The 16,346-nt window shown below is 59.5% G+C and carries 13 protein-coding genes; 8 read left to right on the forward strand and 5 right to left on the reverse strand.

What is annotated here, in order from left to right; all coding sequences use genetic code 11:
- Positions 1–237 precede the first annotated feature (237 nt).
- The 8 genes from B3Z17_RS01595 to B3Z17_RS01630 all read left to right on the forward strand — a co-directional run bounded on the left by B3Z17_RS01595 (position 238) and on the right by B3Z17_RS01630 (position 7,669).
- Positions 238–813 (forward strand): antirestriction protein ArdA, encoded by a 576-nt coding sequence (locus B3Z17_RS01595; RefSeq protein WP_286828296.1) that lies wholly within the window; start codon positions 238–240, stop codon positions 811–813.
- Between the two features lie 101 nt (positions 814–914).
- Positions 915–2,624 carry a ParB/RepB/Spo0J family partition protein gene (locus tag B3Z17_RS01600; RefSeq protein WP_286828297.1) on the forward strand — a complete coding sequence of 570 codons (1,710 nt, stop codon included), beginning with the start codon at positions 915–917 and terminating at the stop codon, positions 2,622–2,624.
- 515 nt (positions 2,625–3,139) lie between these two features.
- Positions 3,140–3,469, forward strand: coding sequence for a DUF736 domain-containing protein (locus B3Z17_RS01605; RefSeq protein ID WP_286828298.1), 330 nt, complete (start codon positions 3,140–3,142; stop codon positions 3,467–3,469).
- A gap of 240 nt (positions 3,470–3,709) precedes the next feature.
- Positions 3,710–4,003: a hypothetical protein gene (locus tag B3Z17_RS01610; RefSeq protein WP_286828299.1), complete on the forward strand. Its 294-nt coding sequence runs from the start codon at positions 3,710–3,712 to the stop codon at positions 4,001–4,003.
- A 16-nt stretch (positions 4,004–4,019) separates the two neighbouring features.
- Positions 4,020–4,586, forward strand: a complete 567-nt coding sequence (locus tag B3Z17_RS01615; protein ID WP_286828300.1) for a DUF2285 domain-containing protein — start codon at positions 4,020–4,022, stop codon at positions 4,584–4,586.
- Positions 4,587–4,713: 127 nt separating this feature from the next.
- Positions 4,714–4,929: a helix-turn-helix domain-containing protein gene (locus B3Z17_RS01620; protein ID WP_286828301.1), complete on the forward strand. Its 216-nt coding sequence runs from the start codon at positions 4,714–4,716 to the stop codon at positions 4,927–4,929.
- A 55-nt stretch (positions 4,930–4,984) separates the two neighbouring features.
- Positions 4,985–5,479 (forward strand): S26 family signal peptidase, encoded by a 495-nt coding sequence (locus B3Z17_RS01625; protein ID WP_286828302.1) that lies wholly within the window; start codon positions 4,985–4,987, stop codon positions 5,477–5,479.
- Positions 5,480–5,686: 207 nt separating this feature from the next.
- Positions 5,687–7,669, forward strand: a complete 1,983-nt coding sequence (locus B3Z17_RS01630; protein WP_286828303.1) for a DUF3363 domain-containing protein — start codon at positions 5,687–5,689, stop codon at positions 7,667–7,669.
- A 160-nt stretch (positions 7,670–7,829) separates the two neighbouring features.
- On the opposite strand, the gene B3Z17_RS01635 is transcribed toward B3Z17_RS01630, so the two are convergent.
- From B3Z17_RS01635 to B3Z17_RS01655, 5 genes are all read right to left on the reverse strand, one after another.
- Positions 7,830–9,347 (reverse strand): Fic family protein, encoded by a 1,518-nt coding sequence (locus B3Z17_RS01635; protein ID WP_286828304.1) that lies wholly within the window; start codon positions 9,345–9,347, stop codon positions 7,830–7,832.
- A 285-nt stretch (positions 9,348–9,632) separates the two neighbouring features.
- Positions 9,633–10,832 carry a DUF3322 domain-containing protein gene (locus B3Z17_RS01640; protein WP_286828305.1) on the reverse strand — a complete coding sequence of 400 codons (1,200 nt, stop codon included), beginning with the start codon at positions 10,830–10,832 and terminating at the stop codon, positions 9,633–9,635.
- Entirely contained in the window at positions 10,832–14,230 is a 3,399-nt protein-coding gene (locus B3Z17_RS01645) for an ATP-binding protein (RefSeq protein WP_286828306.1), read from the reverse strand. Before B3Z17_RS01645 ends, B3Z17_RS01640 begins: the two co-directional genes overlap by 1 nt.
- On the reverse strand, positions 14,214–14,825 hold the full coding sequence (locus tag B3Z17_RS01650; RefSeq protein WP_286828307.1) for a DUF4194 domain-containing protein: 612 nt from the start codon (positions 14,823–14,825) through the stop codon (positions 14,214–14,216). Before B3Z17_RS01650 ends, B3Z17_RS01645 begins: the two co-directional genes overlap by 17 nt.
- Positions 14,822–16,258: a DUF3375 domain-containing protein gene (locus tag B3Z17_RS01655; RefSeq protein WP_286828308.1), complete on the reverse strand. Its 1,437-nt coding sequence runs from the start codon at positions 16,256–16,258 to the stop codon at positions 14,822–14,824. Before B3Z17_RS01655 ends, B3Z17_RS01650 begins: the two co-directional genes overlap by 4 nt.
- Between the last annotated feature and the right edge of the window lie 88 nt (positions 16,259–16,346).

Here is a 16,346-nt window from a genome sequence, read left to right on the forward strand (position 1 = left end):
CCCTCCGGGGAGCGGCGGCTCTGTTTGTCGGGCTTTCCCGCCGCGGGTGGGGGCGGTCGGCCTTTATCGCACCGGGCGGCCGTGCCGCAACCGCTTTGGCCAAAAGTACGACATCGTCATCGCAGTTCTCCTACCAAACCGGTTGCAGCCCGCCCTCGCTGCCCGGTGCGAGAGGCCTCTCCTGCCGCCCCCACCCACGGGGGAAAGCTGGTGGATTTTGAAAAGGAGAGAGCTGCCATGACCCGCAAACACCCATCAAACACCGAGGCGCAATCCGGCCCTGCCGGGCCTGCCGCTTCAGCAAGCGATGGCCCGCGCATCTATGTGGCCTGTCTGGCCGCCTATAATAGCGGCATCCTGCATGGTCGCTGGATCGACGCGGATAAGGACGCAGATAGCCTCTTTGCCGAGGTGTCGGCCATGCTGCGCGCGTCGCCTGCAAGCGAAGCCGAGGAATGGGTGATCCATGACTATGAGGGCTTTGAAGGCGCGCCGATCAGTGAATATTGCTCCATGACCAAGGTCGCGGCCATCGCCGCTTTTGTGGTCGAGCACGGCAAGCTTGGCGGGGCGCTGCTCGCGCATTTCTCAGGTGATCTTGAGGACGCAGAAGCCGCGCTCGAGGACTATGCGGGCGACTATGCGAGCCTCGCCGATCTCGCCGAGGAACTGACGCGCGAGAGCACCGCCATCCCCAAAAACCTCGACGTCTATATCGACTATGAAGCGATGGCCCGCGACATGGCGCTTTCCGGCGATGTGTTCACCCTGCCTGCCGAGGCTGGCCGGGTTCACGTCTTCTGGTCGCGCTAAACCACGCCACACGCCTCCGACACTCCCTTCACCCCGTCCGCTCTCGCTCCATACCCGGCAGTGTCGGTGACCATCAACCCAAGACAGGAAAGGATTTTCCGATGGAACTCGCCCATATCCCCTTTGAGGCCCTGAAGGTCTCACCCCAGAATATGCGCCACAGCCGCAAGAAGCCCGATATCTCCGACATCCTGCCGTCGATCCGCGCGCGCGGCATCCAGCAGCCGCTTCTGGTGCGCAAGAACGGCAAGGGCTATGAGATTGTCGCAGGCAGGCGGCGCTATTTCTCGCTGAGGACCCTCGCTAAGGGCGGCGAAAAAATTGGTCCCGTGCCGTGCGCGGTGATGGAGGCAGGCGACGATGCCGCCGCCATCGAGGCCTCGCTCATCGAGAATATCGCCCGCCTCGTGCCTGACGAGATGACCCGCCATGAGACCTTCTCGAAGCTCATGGAGGCCGGGCGCAGCGTCGAGGATATCGCTGCCACCTTTGGTGTGTCCGAGCTTATGGTCCGGCGCGCGCTGGCGCTCGGTAACCTTCTGCCTGCCATCCGCGACACTTACCGCGCGGGCAGGATCGACGCGGCCACGCTTCGCCATCTCACCCTCGCGAGTGCCGAGAAACAGCAGGAATGGCTCACACTCTTTGAGGACGATGAGGCCTATACGCCCACCGGGCGCAGCCTCAAGGCATGGCTGTTTGGCGGCGACATTTCCACCAAGGTGGCGCTCTTCGACCTCGAGAGCTATCCGGGCCGGATCGTGCGCGATCTCTTTGTGGACGAGGGCGTGTTCGAGGACGTGAGCGCCTTCTGGGCCGCGCAGGACGCCGCCATCGCGCGTGCACGCGACACCTATCTTGAGGGCGGCTGGGCCGAGGTTGAGATCATGGAGCGCGGGAGCTTTTTCAGCGCGTGGGAGCATGTGAAGGCAGCCCGCGAAGACGGTGGCCGGGTCTATATCGAGGTGCGCGAGAGCGGCGAGGTTAGCTTCCATGAGGGCTATCTCACCATGCGCGAGCACCGGGCGCGCGAGCGCGCTGAGGCGCGTATGGGCGGCGCGGGCACGCCCTCAAGCGACCGGCCCGAGCTTACCAAGGCGGCGCAGAACTATATCGCGCTGCACCGTCATGGGGCCGTGCGCACATCGCTCATGACCGCCCCAAAGGTCGCGCTCCGGGGTATGCTCGCTCACGCGATCGCGGGCTCAAGCCTTTGGCACACGGAGGCCGAGCCCCAGCGCGCGGACCGGAACGCCACAGCGGCAAGCCTCGAATCCTCCAAGGCGCAGGCCGACTTCGAGGCCGAGCGCAAGGCGGTGTTGAAGCTTATTGGTCTCGCCACTCACAGCCATACGCTCGTGCGCGCGAGCGCCAACGAGGGACGGCTCGTGGCGCTTTTTGACCGGCTCATGGACCTCAGTGACGCCAAGGTTATGCGCATCCTCACTTTCCTGATGGCGGAAACCCTCAGCAGCGGCACCGCTATCGTCGAGCGGCTCGGGCTCGCTCTCAAGGTCGACATGAAAGACTGGTGGCAGCCGGACGACGCATTCTTTGACCTGCTGCGCGACAAGGCGGCCCTGAATGCGATGGTGCGGGACGTGGGCGGGAGAGAAGTGGCCGACGCCAATGTGAGCGCGACCACCCGCGTCCAGAAAACCATCATCCGCGATCACCTGAGCGGTACGGGCCGGAAGAAGGTCGAGGACTGGCTACCTGCCTATATGGCGTTTCCCTTCCGCGCCTACACCCCGCGCGGTGGCGGCAGCCTGAGCGACACCGAGACCGTGCTCAAGGAGGCTCATCTCTGAGAGGAAGGCCTCAAAGGTCGGGCGGCGCCGCTCCCTGTGTGGCGCCGCCCGGCGCCTGCCGCACAACCGTGTGCCTTGTGTCCCGACGATCAGAGTGCCCGGCAGAGTTTGGTCTGCGCGTTTCCTGACGGGGGCGGGGTGTATTTTCGTTTCGGTTTTGCAGCTGTGTCCCGTTTCCTTTCTCACCGGCCCGGTTCGGTAAGCCTGACCCGCACGTGCCGGTCTTCACTCCCCTTCGGTGCCGGCGGTCCATCTCCCTCGGGCTTTTCGGGCTATGACCTGTGACATCCCCGGATCTCGTAAAACCGGCAGATCCGGCTTTTTTCCCCGCCCGCTCACGGGCTCCTCGCGGTCGCTGTTGCGTCAAAAAAGCCGACCCCGCCGGTCCTTCGCTGCCGCTCCGGCCACCGATTGTTTGCATTCTTTTGCGGTTCACGAGACCCGGGGATGCCACGAACGGTCGCCTGCAAGCCGAGGGGATGGGCCCCCGGCGACAGCACAAAGGAGACTGAAAGATGGCACAAGCACTTGGATATGTAACCGAAACCGACAAAGGCGGCTATGAGGGCACGCTCTCGATGATGAGCCTCCAGAAACGCATCCGCATCATCCCGAACCTGCGGAAAGCAGCCGACGCGGAGCCCGACTACCGGGTCTTCACCGCAGAAAATGTCGAAATCGGTGGCGGCTGGAACCGTACCGGCAAGACTTCGGGCAAAGCCTATGTGTCACTCACCTTCGCGGCCCCGGAGTTCGGCCAGAGCAGGCTCTTCGCCAATCTCGGCAAAGCCGCAGGCCAGGATGACGACCGTCTCATGGCGATCCTCTGGAACCCGAAGGACTGACCGCCCGTCCTGAAAGCCCGGCCCCGCAGTCCTGCTGCGGGGTCATCTCTAGCCTCCCTGAATGCTCGCATAAGATATCAAAAAACCCGTAAAAAGTGCCTTATTGTCGCCGGATTTTTCTTGAGAATGGTTCGCATCAAAGCCGATGGGGGTCGGTGTGAGCTTGCACGCCAAGGGACAGGTGAAATTGGAAATTTCAAGGAAAATAAACAGGGGCCACAGACAGCGTTGGAGATGCCCATGTGTAACACCCGCCTACATGTTCCCAAGCGACCACTGCCCTTAATCGCCACCATGCCGGATCGGCTCAAAGCCTATGATGAGGTCGCGAGCTTGCCTGAGCCGCTTATCGATCATGCCTACCGTATCCGCCATCCACAGTATCGCCGCGCCCTGTGCCGCGCGCGGCCCCGCTCGGTGCATTTGCGCCTTCTCAGGGACGGCACATATCTGATCCGCTTGCGGGCACGCTGTCCTCTCGCCGAAGCCTGGGGTCAGCGCTTTTTTTACCGCTCATCGGCCAGGCTGCGGTAAGCCGACGGCGGCGCCCATGATGGTCGAGCCGGGCGTCCGCTTGCATGTGCGGCAAGTAGCGACCGATACCGAACAGAGGAGCAGTGTCTCTGGGCATATCAGGCTGGCCGATGTCGCGGACACTGTCGTACGAATATCGGACGACGAAGGACATGAATATCTGCAGCTTATCAGCGGCAGCTGCTATCTGGAGCTCGCCTGTGAACGCGCGGGCCCGGTGGTGGGCAACTGCCGGATCGTACCGGAGCTGCAGAATTTTCCGGACGTTGGCGCGGAGCTGAAGGCCCTGAAGACGCTCACAGACATGGCGACCGGGGCCGGGTCCGAGCCACCCGACCTGCACTGCTGGACGGTCTCGAGGCTCCGTCATCGGGACGCGCTCGCGGCCCTCGACGGTCGTATGGCTGGCCTCAGCTACCGACAGATTGCGCTCTTTCTCTATGGCAAAGAGACCGTTGCGCGCGACTGGAACAGCCCTGACCAGAGCCTTAAAAACCGGACCATACGCGCCGTCAGGCGCGGCTACCGGCTGATGGAGAGCTGCTATCTCGGCGCGAAACGCCCGGCCCTGCTGCCGGAATAATCCCACGCTCGGGGCCCTGTCATACGGGTATCGTTTGCCGCATCAGGGCTGAGCGATACTGCCCCGCGCCTGTTTCCCCGAGCATGCTTCTGCCTTCCCCAAACGGGTAAACTGAAGGAGAGACAGCATGTCTGATGGCACCCAAGAGCAAGAAAAGACCCCCTTTCTAACCACCAAAGAGGCCGCGCGTTTTTTGCGTCTCAAGCCCAATACGCTTGAAAAAATGCGCGTCTATGGCGGCGGCCCCCAATATAGGAAACATGGCCGCCAGGTCTTCTATCACCGGGATGAGCTCAAAACCTGGTCCGACCGCCGCCGCCGCGACTGGACCGCCGATGACTGAGGTTTACTCCCGAATAAGCCACAGGTGCTCCCGAAAAAGGCGCTGGCCGACACTCATGATGACGGCCATGTCCCTGTCGGCCCTGGCAGCAGCTGCGTCAGAAAAGCTACCCGTAAAGCTCATCTATAACGCCTCTCCGAGCGTGCCGATGGGCCTTTACTGGACCGATGATGCGCCCCTGAAGCGCGGTGATTTTGTCCTGATAGAGGTACCGCCCTCGGCTCGGAACCTGACCAAAGTGCGCGGATATTTGCCGCCCGGCGTACCGCTCCTCAAACGTGTCCGGGCGCTTGAGGGCGACCAGGTGTGCCGCCTCGGGGAGACGGTTCTTATCGGCGGGCAAGCGGTTGCGATAGCCCTCAAGGCCGATCATCAGGGGCGGGCCCTGCCGGTCTGGCAGGGCTGCTTTACCCTCGGTAAGAGCGAGATATTTGTGCTGGCGGACCATGCCGCTTCCTTCGATAGCCGGTATTTCGGGCGGATTGGGACCGGGCTGGTGATCGCGCGCGCGGTCCCTCTCACCCTGTGGCCCGGGAAAGAGCAGCCATGACGGTCCGGGTTTATAGGAAGCTGAGAGGCCCGGAGACCCGGAAAATCGCGGAGGGCAAGATAAAAGCCCGGGGTGCAAAACACCCGGGAAGCCTTGTCTGCACGGGTGGGGAACCTGCACCAACACGGAGCGCGCTGGTGCAGGTTTGGGGCAAGGCAGTGCCTTGTCTCGCCTGTGTCCCTGATTTGAGGGAGGGGGACTGTTTGCATGATGGGTGACAAAGGGCGCTTCCGCCCGAAGCTCGGACGCATCCGAAGTGCCGGCGGCGCGCGCGCCAAAAGTTATCTCTCCCGTGTGTTGCGCGCGGTCGCCGGTGCCGGCGGGTTCGCGCATAAGGGCCGCAGAGGCTTTACCGGCACGCGTATCGGGCGCGGTGCGGGCTACGTCGCCCGGCTGGTAGCCGGTGGCGGTCGCGGGCCCGCCTATCGCCGGGTGGTGATCAAGAGCCGGATCGTGCGACTGGGCGCTGGCCGGCAGGGGCTTTCGGCGGCGCGCGCGCATCTGCGTTACCTGGAGCGGGACGGGGTTACCCGGGAAGGCGAGCGCGGCGAACTCTATAGTGCCCGAGAGGTCGGCATAGACGGCAAGGCCTTCCTCGAGCGGGCTGAGGGCGACCGGCACCAGTTCCGCTTCATCGTCTCGGCCGAGGATGCGCTGGAGCTTGAAGAGCTGAAACCTTTTGTCCGCGATCTGATGGCCCGTATGGAAGACGATCTTGGTACCCGCCTTGACTGGGTGGCCGTCGATCATTTCAACACCGCACATCCCCATACGCATATCATCCTCCGCGGCAAGGACGATCAGGGCAAGGATCTGGTCATCGCGCGGGATTATCTTTCGCGTGGCATGCGCCGGCGCGCGAGCGAACTGGTCACCCTTGAGCTCGGGCCCGCGAGCGTGCGCGAACACCTACTCAGGCGAACGCGCGAGGTGCAGGCCGACCGCTTCACCGGTATCGATCGCGAACTTGCGCGCGAGCAGGACCGGCTCGGGCATGTGAGGCCGGGGATAGAGAGCGATCCGCACAGGGGCGCGACCCGTATTGCCCGGCTCCGTGTTCTTGAGGCGCGCGGGTTGGTGGCCGAGGAAGCGCCCGGGCGCTGGCAGCTTGCCCCCGAGATGGAGGCCACGCTCCGGCGCATGGGCGAACGCGGCGATATCATCAAGACCCTGCACCGGGCGATGCGGGAAGCCGGCATCGAGGAGGGCTTGCAAGCAATCGGCACAGGCTGGCAAGTTTATGATGCTGGCGCGCCGGGGACGCCAAAGATTACCGGTAACGTGATCGACCGTGGCCTGCATGACGAGCTTAGCGAGCAGCCCTATATCGTCATCGACACCATAGGCGGGCAGGCGACCTATGTGGTTTTGAGTGAGGGCTTCGATCTGGAGGAAGTGCCCATGGGTGCGGTTGTCGAGGTGGCGCCGGCGCGCGCAGCTGTCAGGGAGGTCGACCGCACCATCATGGCGGTGGCGCGGGAAATGGGCGGTGTCTACACCGAAGGCGCCCATGCCCGGCTGATGCCGGACGTGCCCGAGGACAGCTTGCAAGCGCACAAGAGGCGGCTTGAGGCACTCAGGCGGCAGGGCCATGTGGAACGGATGGCGGACGGACGCTGGCGGGTGCCGGACGATCTCGTGCGTCGGCTAGAGCGGGACGCCCGGATCCGGCGGCGGCCGGCGTTGGTGCGCACGCTCTCCTATCTGTCGCTCGAGGCGCAGGTGACAGCGGGTGGCGCAACCTGGCTTGACCGCATGCTGGTGACAGGCGAGGCACCCGGCGGGAGCCGCTTTGCCGAACGGGCACAGCTTGCCATGGAGAAGCGACAGGTCTGGCTTGAGGGGCAGGGGCTCGCGCGCCGGGAGGCTGGCGGCCTGCGCTATCGTCGACAGTTGCTCAGTTATCTCTACAAACAGGAGCTGAAATCTGTGGCTGACCGGCTGCAGGAAGGGACAGGAAAAAGCTATGCGCCGCTCCGGGAAGGCGAGCGCGTTTCCGGTAGCTACAAGGGGCCGGTGCGTCTTGCCGGCGCAAAACTCGCGCTCATTGAAGGCGGTCAAAGTTTCACGCTGGTGCCGTGGCGACCGGTGCTTGAACGCCGCCGCGGGCAGGCGGTTGCCGGTATCATGCGTGGGGGGCGCATCTCCTATGATCTGGGGCGCAAGCGCGGTATCGGGATAGGCGTTTGATGGCAGCGCCACAGGTCGGTCGTTGGTCTTGCTGCAGGCGAAGGATCTATACGCCGTAGCGTATATATTGCGATTATGCGCTATAGCGTATAACGCGCCGACGGCAGGGCCTGAGCAAGACGGTGAGCACCAGTTCTACCGCCCCGTTCTGATACCTGGATCACTCGGCGCGAAGCAATTCCGAGATAAAGTCGGCAAAGGGGACAATATTCCCGCCAGCGCTTGCGGCTTCGAGTGCTGCCATATAATCGTCGCGGCGCTCGACCGGGATCACAGTCCAGGGATAGCCACCCGCTGCCATCATCACATTCATCAGAAAACGCCCTGTGCGACCGTTGCCGTCGATATAGGGATGGATATAGACGAAAATGAAATGACCGAGAATGATACGGACGCCAGCATCCGGTTCGGTTTCAAGAAGGTCGAACAGTACAGGCATTGCGTCCCGCACAGCGTCTGCAGGCGGGGGAACATGCATGGAGCGGCGGATATAGACCGGGGCGTTTCGGTATCCGGCTAGGTCTGACGGTTTCAGAAGACCCGCCGTCACACTGGGTGCAAACAGCTCCCTGTACCAGGCAGGATGATCATAGTCCGCTACTATGCCGGGGTTTTTGCCCTCGAGACATTTCTGGACGCTTTTGCGAACCTCTTGGAACGCGAGCCAGTAGCCGCGAGCCGCGAGGGCATCCCGGTGCCTTTTATCTTCTTCGATGGAATCGGGATTCCAGTCGCCGGAGCGGACACGCTCGATCAGGTCCGGGCTCACCCGGTAACCTTCGATGGAGAGCGAGTGGTAGGCATCCGTGACATAGATGTCATCAACCCGGGCCAGATAGGTTTCGATATCATTGACCCGCTTCGGGGATGGCAGCCTACCGGCGATGGGCTCGCGCATGCTCTGCCACATCAACCGGATGCGGGTCGCAAGCGGTGAGGCTTCCCTTCCGCTGCCGAGGGGTGGCAGTTTGTCCTCGAACGGGTCGGTTTCCCGTACTGTGAAGTCGGCGGCTTGCATGGTAGCGAGAATCTCATCGGCAATACGGTCACGTCCGATATTGCGGAATGCGCCAGCCAACCGCCCGGCGATGATGCTGTGTTCGCCCTCGAGCAGAAGGGCAAGGATATCAGAGGCGTTTTTGACAAGCGCCAGAGCCGTGCGCAGCATGAGCGCGTTTTGCCGGTAGTCGACGGGCGAACAGGCGATGAGCGCGGCATGCAGGGAATAGAGCCGCAGGCCATCCTTGACCTCAATCTGCCGTGGGGCGGGGAGGTTTGCCTTCACGCCATAGTAAGAGGTGTTGTGTGGCAGGGCGACGATAGTGTTTTCGGCCTTTGGGGAGCGTACGAGGAGTTGGGCTGGCACGAGCCAGTTCCCGGTATGGAGCTGGAGCGACTGTTCGGCGGAAAGGCACCAATCGTCACCGAAGCGGCTGTTGAGATAGGAGGCGCAAAATCCCCAATAGGAGGCGTACCAGGCAGTGCTTTCGCCAGCCGTGTCGTCCGGCCGGGACGGTATATACCAGCCTTTCATGACCGCTTTCAGGAAACCGTGCCTCAGTAGGCGTTCGCGATGGGTTCGCGACAGGTCCAAGGAGCGAATAGCGGACATACCTTTGTCTTGAAGTCCTTTCAGGGCTTCAAGAGCATCTGCAAGTTTTTGGGAGGGCGCTGCCATGACCTGTCCGTCTCCTGTTTTAAAATTAGTATATTATGCTGTATCATAATTAGTATATTGTGTTGTATCATAATTAGTATATTGTGTCTAATTAAAATTAGTATATTGTGTTGTATTGTTCTGAGTTTATCATGTGGATTATACTACTGGCGCTCGGCAAGCGTTATGAATATCCCAATGGGTTGGCTGATCAAAGGCCACCAGATCAGGCGGTATCGGAAGAATCGGTATTAGTAGAAGCGACAGATGTTGTGCTTTGACTCCCGCTGCTGATGCTAGGAGGTGTCACGATATTCCGATGCTGGTGAGCCAGGCTTTTAGCCTGGTAAACGATATGCGCTCTTGTTCCAGTCGAACCGCTTGGCCATAGACATTGTCTCGCAATGCTTCAAAAACAGCCAGTTCGCTTGGAGTGAGCCGCTCGAGCTTGCCGGTAAACTGCTGGCGTTCATGGACCCAGAGCGATCGGTGCATCAGTAGCGTTTCGCTATCCATCAGAAAAGACTTGGCGTGGGACAGGCGCGCGCGCAGGCTGTCGAGGATCTCAAAGCCATATGTGTCAAGGTCACCCCAATAGTAAACCGTCTTTTCCTGTAGCCACGGAATATGCAAGAGCCGTTCAAGCCCTTTGCCGAGCCCGAATATGACCATTGCGCCGGCGCAGGGCGGAAACGCCAGCCCGTTGATCTCGTTTTCGGTGATGAAGACGGTGTGGACCTGAGGCTCATACTTGGCAAGCTGTTCGGCGGGAACAGATATATCGGTGAAGCTTGCGAGGCTTTGGGTGTGGTCGAGCAATCTGAAACGCACTGTTACCGGCTTTGACCTGAGGCCATAGCGGCGTTCAAAATCTTTCGTTCCCTGATCGATATGATGGGCGGGAAGGGTTAAGTCCAGAAGCTCAGCCAAGATACCCCGGTGTGTCTCGATGAATTTGCTGTCGATCCCGGGGATCTCCAGAGAGCGGATGTAGAGGTTAGGCTGTGGATGTTCGGCGAACCAGGCCAATACGCCTAAAATTCGCTCCCAGTCGGTTTGATGACGGAGAAGGGTGAGCGGTTTGCGTGAAAGCCATTCATGCAACACCGGGAATTCCGTCAGCGTTCTATGGCTTAACGTTGAGAAAGTTTCAGCATCTGCAGATTTTCCGATCAGGCGCACGGCATCCACCTCGCTCGAGACTATGATGGATTCCGGAACCGTATTGTTCCCCAGTTGTCGGTGGTTGAAGTGGCGCCAGACGATATCATAGCCGAATCCCTGGTGCGTGCGACTACCTTCATCAAGGGCCCTGATCCAACTGCGCACGGCATCGAATTCATCGGCAAGGGCTTGTGAAGTAGGGGGGCGAAAGCGCAGCTTCAAAGGAAAAAGAGGCTCCGAGAACAAGCTGGTCGACAGAATTTTGCCGGAGTTCCAGAGCTGCAGCAACTGATTGCGAATGTCAGCAGCCGTTGTCCAGTTCGGTCGTCCGGCTTTTGCCATCACACATGACCCCGGCTGTCGCGTTCCTGGCGGAACTCTTCCACAGTCAGGGTGCGCAGGAGAGACCTGTCTCCTGCCGGATTGTGAACAAAGCCTACGCCTGAGACAAAGGGCTCGATTATATGGATCTTCTGTAGCGGCGTGACGACCAGCAATTGCAGCCCGAGCTTGCGGAAAAGCCTCAGACCATATCGTGCGGACTTGTCTGAACCGCGACCAAAGGCTTCGTCGATCACCACAAAGCGAAAGGTTCTCGACGGACCACTTGTCCATTCCAGGCCGAACTGATACGCGAGGCTGGCAGCGAGCACGGTGTAAGCAAGTTTTTCTTTCTGACCGCCCGATTTGCCCCCGGAATCCGTATAATGCTCATGTTCGCTCTGGTCTTCCCGCCAACGTTCTGACGCGGAGAAAACGAACCAGTTGCGCATATCGGTCACTTTACGGGTCCAGCGCTTGTCGAGCTCAGCAAGGCCTTCCCGACCACGAAAACGCTCGACAATCTGCTTTACATGTAGAAATTTCGCTTCGGAATAGCCGTCCTCGTCAGAACCGGTCAATGTCCCTTCCGTGCATGTGCGCAGGTCCTGGCGAAATTGTCGGATGTCGACGTCCTGTGTTTGTTCGGCCTCGAGCCGAATGAACCGACCCGGATTATAATCAATGTCCGCGAGCGATTGATTGATAAGTGCCACCCGTTCTTCAATGTCTGCACTTTCCCGCATCAGCTGCGACTGAAAGTTGGCGACTTCACGTATGGCATTTTCATTGAGTTGTCGTTTGAATTCCTTCTCAAAGCGCGGCAGGTCGTCCTTGATCAGGTTGGTGAGCATCCTGCGGTACTCGGGAGCGGCATCCAAATGGTCGTCAACCTCACGTGTATCCAAGGGATAGGCTATCCTGTACCGGCTCATGGCGCCAATGATGCGATCGCGGAGATTGGTCAGACGCCCATCCGCGGTGTCGATCTTTTTCTTTTGCAACCACTCGCGCATTTCTGCTTCAGCTCGGTCACAGGTATCTGCATTGAGGTTTCGCACGCCCAGTGCCTCCCTCTGCATCTCTTCGAGTTTGGGGAAATTGCGTGCCCGGGTATCTGGACTGGTGCCGTCTCTGTCCCGGATCGCCATATCCAAGGACAACTCGGCCTCCTGCTTGCCATTCTTCTTCACTGCCAGCGTGCTTCTGGCCGTCTCGCAGGCGCTCTCCGCTTTTTCTAACCGTTTGGTTGCTTCGGCCAACTGTGTCTCAAGCGTTCGCAAAATGTCGGAGGAGGCCTCAAAGGCCTTTTTCTCCTTCTCGAGCCGATCCATCTCACGCGCTGCGGTGCGCCAGTCGATATCCTGGAAATCGGTCCAGGTCTCCAGTTTGGACAATCGTTGCAATCGCTCCTCGGGTGCTTTCACTTCGGATTGCAGGAACGCAATTTGAGTGGCAAATGCCTGCATATTTCGGACAAGGTCCGCATGCTGGGTTTCGAGGGCTGATATTTTGGCAGCATTGGACCAACCCAGCACATAGTGCGTGCGATCGTTGATGTTGCGGCGGTCGTCTTTCTCGTGTCGCCCATTCTTGTCTTTCGTCTGACCGGTTTTTGTGACGGCGCGAACTTCTCGGCGAAAGTCTCCTATCGTGTCGCAGCAAATATGATCTGCGCGCCGGGTGAGTTCGACATCAAGCCACCGTTCGAACGCAGTTCCGGTTCTTATCTCCAATTTGTGGTAGAGCGCGCGGAAGGAGGGTGGCTCAACAGATCTATCCTGAAAATCCCGGACCCGGAAATAAACCAGTTTGCCTCGCAGGTGCGTGCGGTCGACCCATTCCGCAACCTGGGTATAATGGATGTCCGGCACCAGAAGGGACAAAGCAAAGCCGTGCAGGAGGCGTTCTGCGGCGCCTTCCCATTCAAGAGCATCCTCGCTGACCTGAATAAGCTCACCGACAAATGGCAGAGCCTCGGCGGTCAGTCCTGTGGACTCGCACAGAGCGTCCCGCAAATCCAGCATATGCTTGGGGATATTTGACGGTCGTTTCCTCAGTGAGTCCAGTTCAAGAGCCAATGCTTCATGCTGCTGCTTGACGGCCTGAAAGCTGACTTCCGCCTCTATCCTGCGGTTCTGGACTTGGGCCTGTCGCGTCTTGGCCAGTTCGCGTTCCTCCTGAAGCCGCTTAAGGTTGGCTTGAAACATATCGAGATCGGTGACGGCGGGAAACTTGAGCTCGGACACTGTCTCATCATATTTCGTTGCCCGTCGCTGCCTGTCGTCTCGTACCGAGGCGGCTTTGGAAATGGCATCTCGCAAGTCCCTGAGGCGGTCGCCGCCGTTCGCGGAAATGGCTTTTTCGATATCCCGCTGTGCCTGCCGGGCCGCCTCCCGTTGTGCATCCAGGGCGCTGACTTTTCCCGTCAGGGATTCGATTTCTTCCTGAAGCTTGGTCAGTCGTTCAGTCAAAAACGCTGCCTTTTGCTCGGCAAACCAGGCCCGCAACGTGTCGCGGCACTCTCGGAAGCCGGCAATCGTTTCTGATAGTGCCACATGATTGTCGCAGTCGGCCACCAATGGCGTCAAAAGCGCGATCTGTTGCTTGGCCTTCAAAACGGCTTCATGGGCGCGGGTCAGGTCGTCAAAATGGGCAACCAATGCCTTGATCCGGCTTTCCGCGTCAAAGGGCTCCAGCATGTGGCTGCGCACGAATTCGGTTAGATTGCCAACCGATTTCATCGACACGGTCTGGTGGAACAACTCAAGGGCCTGTTCTGTCTCAATGCCGAAGCGTCGCCTGAAGGCAGCGCCGTAAGGAGGGAAAGAGTCAAATATCTCCGTCGAGGACTTATCGGCCTTCAACCGTTTCTTGAGTGTGGCAATCTCGGAACCGAAATCGCCAAAATCCTCGCAGATCGATAATTTGCGGTCGGCAACGCAGTAGAAACGCTCGGGCTGACCGATATAGTCTTTCAGCCAAAAGACCTGGGCGAGCGTTACATCACTGCCAAAATCCGCATTGTGGAAATGGGCCAGTACCACTGAGTAGCTATTATGATCCCGGATGGCCACGGGCTTGGCGGAGCCGCCGGTTTCTCCTTTTTCGGATTTGTAGTAGCCGAGAACATAGGACTTGAGGTCTCTCTCCCTGGTGTCTGCGCCTGCCGCTTTGTTATAGTTGATACGGTTGTGCGGCACGAGCAAGGTGGTAATGGCGTCAACCAGGGTCGATTTGCCCGAGCCGATATCTCCGGTTAGGAGCATATTCTTCCCGTTGAGATCCAGGCACCAGACTTTGGCGTCGAACGTACCCCAATTAAGAATTTCCAACCGATCAAGACGAAAACCCGGTACCTTGTGTTGGCTTTCTGCGTCGAGTGCGTCAGGCGTTACGGCCTTACTCTGCTCGTTCATGGGCCATCCCCTCCTCGCCTCCGACCAAACCGCGATATTGCGCCAAGCGGCGCTCGAATTCCCCCAGCCATTGGGCATCCACAAAAGCCTTGATGATCCGCCGAACTTCATATTGCCCGTCTTGGCCCGGTAACCGCCTCAAAAAGCCCAGTTCCGTGACGCGGTCTATATGGCTGTCGATACGGTCCATGATTTTTGCCTGATTTGTACTGTCGGGCAGGAACAGGCTCATCATGTCGATAATCTGGTCGCGGCTTAATATGAGGCGTATATCTCCGCCCCGAGCGTCCGCTTCGAGAAGCTTCTCGCGCAGGAGCACAAGGAGCAAGCTCACCGGAAAACCGAGCGGTCTGCGGGCGACGAGCCGGGGCAGGGCGGGTTCGTCTGTTTCCTCCGGTCGGGTGCCTTGCTTGAGATAGGCGTATCCTTCGGCGTCATCCAGGACGAGGTCGAGGCCAAGGATGCCGACATAGTCGCTGATACGCGCTTGCAGCTCAATGATGCTCTGCCAGAGTTGGCGATTGCCTTCCTCATAGACGACGCCTTTCATCAGCCCGACCAAAACACGTGATAGATCCGGGGAGGCCTCTGTCATCGGGATACCTCTTTACAAAAAATGACACATGGCATTGTCGCAAAGCGATGATGGCCGTCCTGATCTTGCCAAAACGCCTGTTCTTTGCGTTCCTCGTCAAAGATTGCCCTTTGATCTTCTGCGGCCAGGCTTAAATAGGCGACCAGTTCGGCAAGGCCATGCTCAAGTGGATGGAGCTGAAGGACGGTACCAAGCGAAACTTGTGGGCGAGACTGCAGCGCGCTCTTGATCGCCGCGTCCAGTTTCGCGCGGTCAATCACGATCTGATCGTACAGGGCATCGGATGGAATGTCCTCGTCACCCTCCTCAAGGGCACCAAGGTCGATATAAGGGCGCAGGGGCGGCGTGTACAGTGGGCGCTCCATGGGTAACTCAATGGTGGGGGAGGGGCTGTTGACCATCATGAATGGTGAGGGAGGCGGAGCCTCTCGCACTGCCAGCGCTCCCTGACGGATTTCCCTGATGAGATCCATGATGCGCCTGTTCTCCAGCCAGGTGCGGTCGTCCAGGTATCGCCGAAGCTGTTCGGAGAGCCGCCGAACCGTCCCTTGGGCGACTTCGCCTGCTGCCAGCCAGTCATAATGAACCCGGCGCAGGCGGCGATCCGGCTCCAGATCCTTGACTGCCTCGAGTGCGAGTACGGTCTCGAGAAGGCGGCTGAGTTCCTCTTGCCTGTCGGGTGTCATCAGAAAATCCCAAAAGGCGCGGAAGCTCCTTCCCTGATCGGAATCTCCGATGGCATCGCGCTCGCCGAGAATGTCGTCGAGGAGCGTAGCCTTCGGTCCGTCCCAGGTGGCGACACGTTCTCTGACAGAGCGGTCGAGGTCGCGGAAATTCTGATCAACTTCACGGAAGTCGGCTAGAAGACTACGTGCCGTAATCGCCATCTGCTGGAAGCGGTCCTTGATCTGGGGGGCATCCATTATGTCCAGGCGTCCCGCCCGGATGCGGCTGATATCTTCATCGAGCCGCAGTTTGCGCTGCTCAAGCTCGGCAATGCGAATGTCCGGGTTGGTCTCGGTGCCTTCTACCAACTGGTGAAGCAGGTCGAACACTGTCATCAGGCGGGATTCGGTCCCTACGAACGAGCGTTGTCTCAGGCCACTCAACCAGTCCAGGGCTTTTTCCGTAGCCGGTGTCAGGTCGTAATGCGGATAGTCGCTGTGATCAGGATAGTATTTTCTCAGCCAGCCACGTTCATCGGACGACCAGTCGTCGAGATACTCTTCCGCGCGTTTGGGATAGTGGTCCCGACCGAGCTCGAACAAGCAGTCCTCAAGTTTGGAAGCGAGGTCCGGTTGCGCAAAGGTCCGTTGGTTTGGCTCGATAAAGGCCTTGAAGAGGAAACTGGCAATCAGCGGAGCATGGTCGGCGGCAAGTAACCGCCAAGCCGGATGCGATCGGCGCATGGTGTCGAGTGTGTTATAGTCCATTTACCGTCCCGATACGGCCTTGCCACAAATGTCTTGGCAGTGGTTCAAACCGCAATGACCCCCCCCAAAAAAAAGCCTATACCAGTAT

Source organism: Kordiimonas sp. UBA4487, from assembly GCF_002389025.1.
GTDB classification, from domain to species: domain Bacteria; phylum Pseudomonadota; class Alphaproteobacteria; order Sphingomonadales; family Kordiimonadaceae; genus Kordiimonas; species Kordiimonas lacus.

What these genes read in the sequence shown, in the direction of transcription:
- B3Z17_RS01595 (WP_286828296.1), top strand. Translation starts at nt 238, where the DNA reads ATGACCCGCAAACACCCATCAAACACCGAGGCGCAATCCGGCCCTGCC.
- B3Z17_RS01600 (WP_286828297.1), top strand. Translation starts at nt 915, where the DNA reads ATGGAACTCGCCCATATCCCCTTTGAGGCCCTGAAGGTCTCACCCCAG.
- B3Z17_RS01605 (WP_286828298.1), top strand. Translation starts at nt 3,140, where the DNA reads ATGGCACAAGCACTTGGATATGTAACCGAAACCGACAAAGGCGGCTAT.
- B3Z17_RS01610 (WP_286828299.1), top strand. Translation starts at nt 3,710, where the DNA reads ATGTGTAACACCCGCCTACATGTTCCCAAGCGACCACTGCCCTTAATC.
- B3Z17_RS01615 (WP_286828300.1), top strand. Translation starts at nt 4,020, where the DNA reads ATGATGGTCGAGCCGGGCGTCCGCTTGCATGTGCGGCAAGTAGCGACC.
- B3Z17_RS01620 (WP_286828301.1), top strand. Translation starts at nt 4,714, where the DNA reads ATGTCTGATGGCACCCAAGAGCAAGAAAAGACCCCCTTTCTAACCACC.
- B3Z17_RS01625 (WP_286828302.1), top strand. Translation starts at nt 4,985, where the DNA reads ATGATGACGGCCATGTCCCTGTCGGCCCTGGCAGCAGCTGCGTCAGAA.
- B3Z17_RS01630 (WP_286828303.1), top strand. Translation starts at nt 5,687, where the DNA reads ATGATGGGTGACAAAGGGCGCTTCCGCCCGAAGCTCGGACGCATCCGA.
- B3Z17_RS01635 (WP_286828304.1), bottom strand. Translation starts at nt 9,347, where the DNA reads ATGGCAGCGCCCTCCCAAAAACTTGCAGATGCTCTTGAAGCCCTGAAA.
- B3Z17_RS01640 (WP_286828305.1), bottom strand. Translation starts at nt 10,832, where the DNA reads ATGGCAAAAGCCGGACGACCGAACTGGACAACGGCTGCTGACATTCGC.
- B3Z17_RS01645 (WP_286828306.1), bottom strand. Translation starts at nt 14,230, where the DNA reads ATGAACGAGCAGAGTAAGGCCGTAACGCCTGACGCACTCGACGCAGAA.
- B3Z17_RS01650 (WP_286828307.1), bottom strand. Translation starts at nt 14,825, where the DNA reads ATGACAGAGGCCTCCCCGGATCTATCACGTGTTTTGGTCGGGCTGATG.
- B3Z17_RS01655 (WP_286828308.1), bottom strand. Translation starts at nt 16,258, where the DNA reads ATGGACTATAACACACTCGACACCATGCGCCGATCGCATCCGGCTTGG.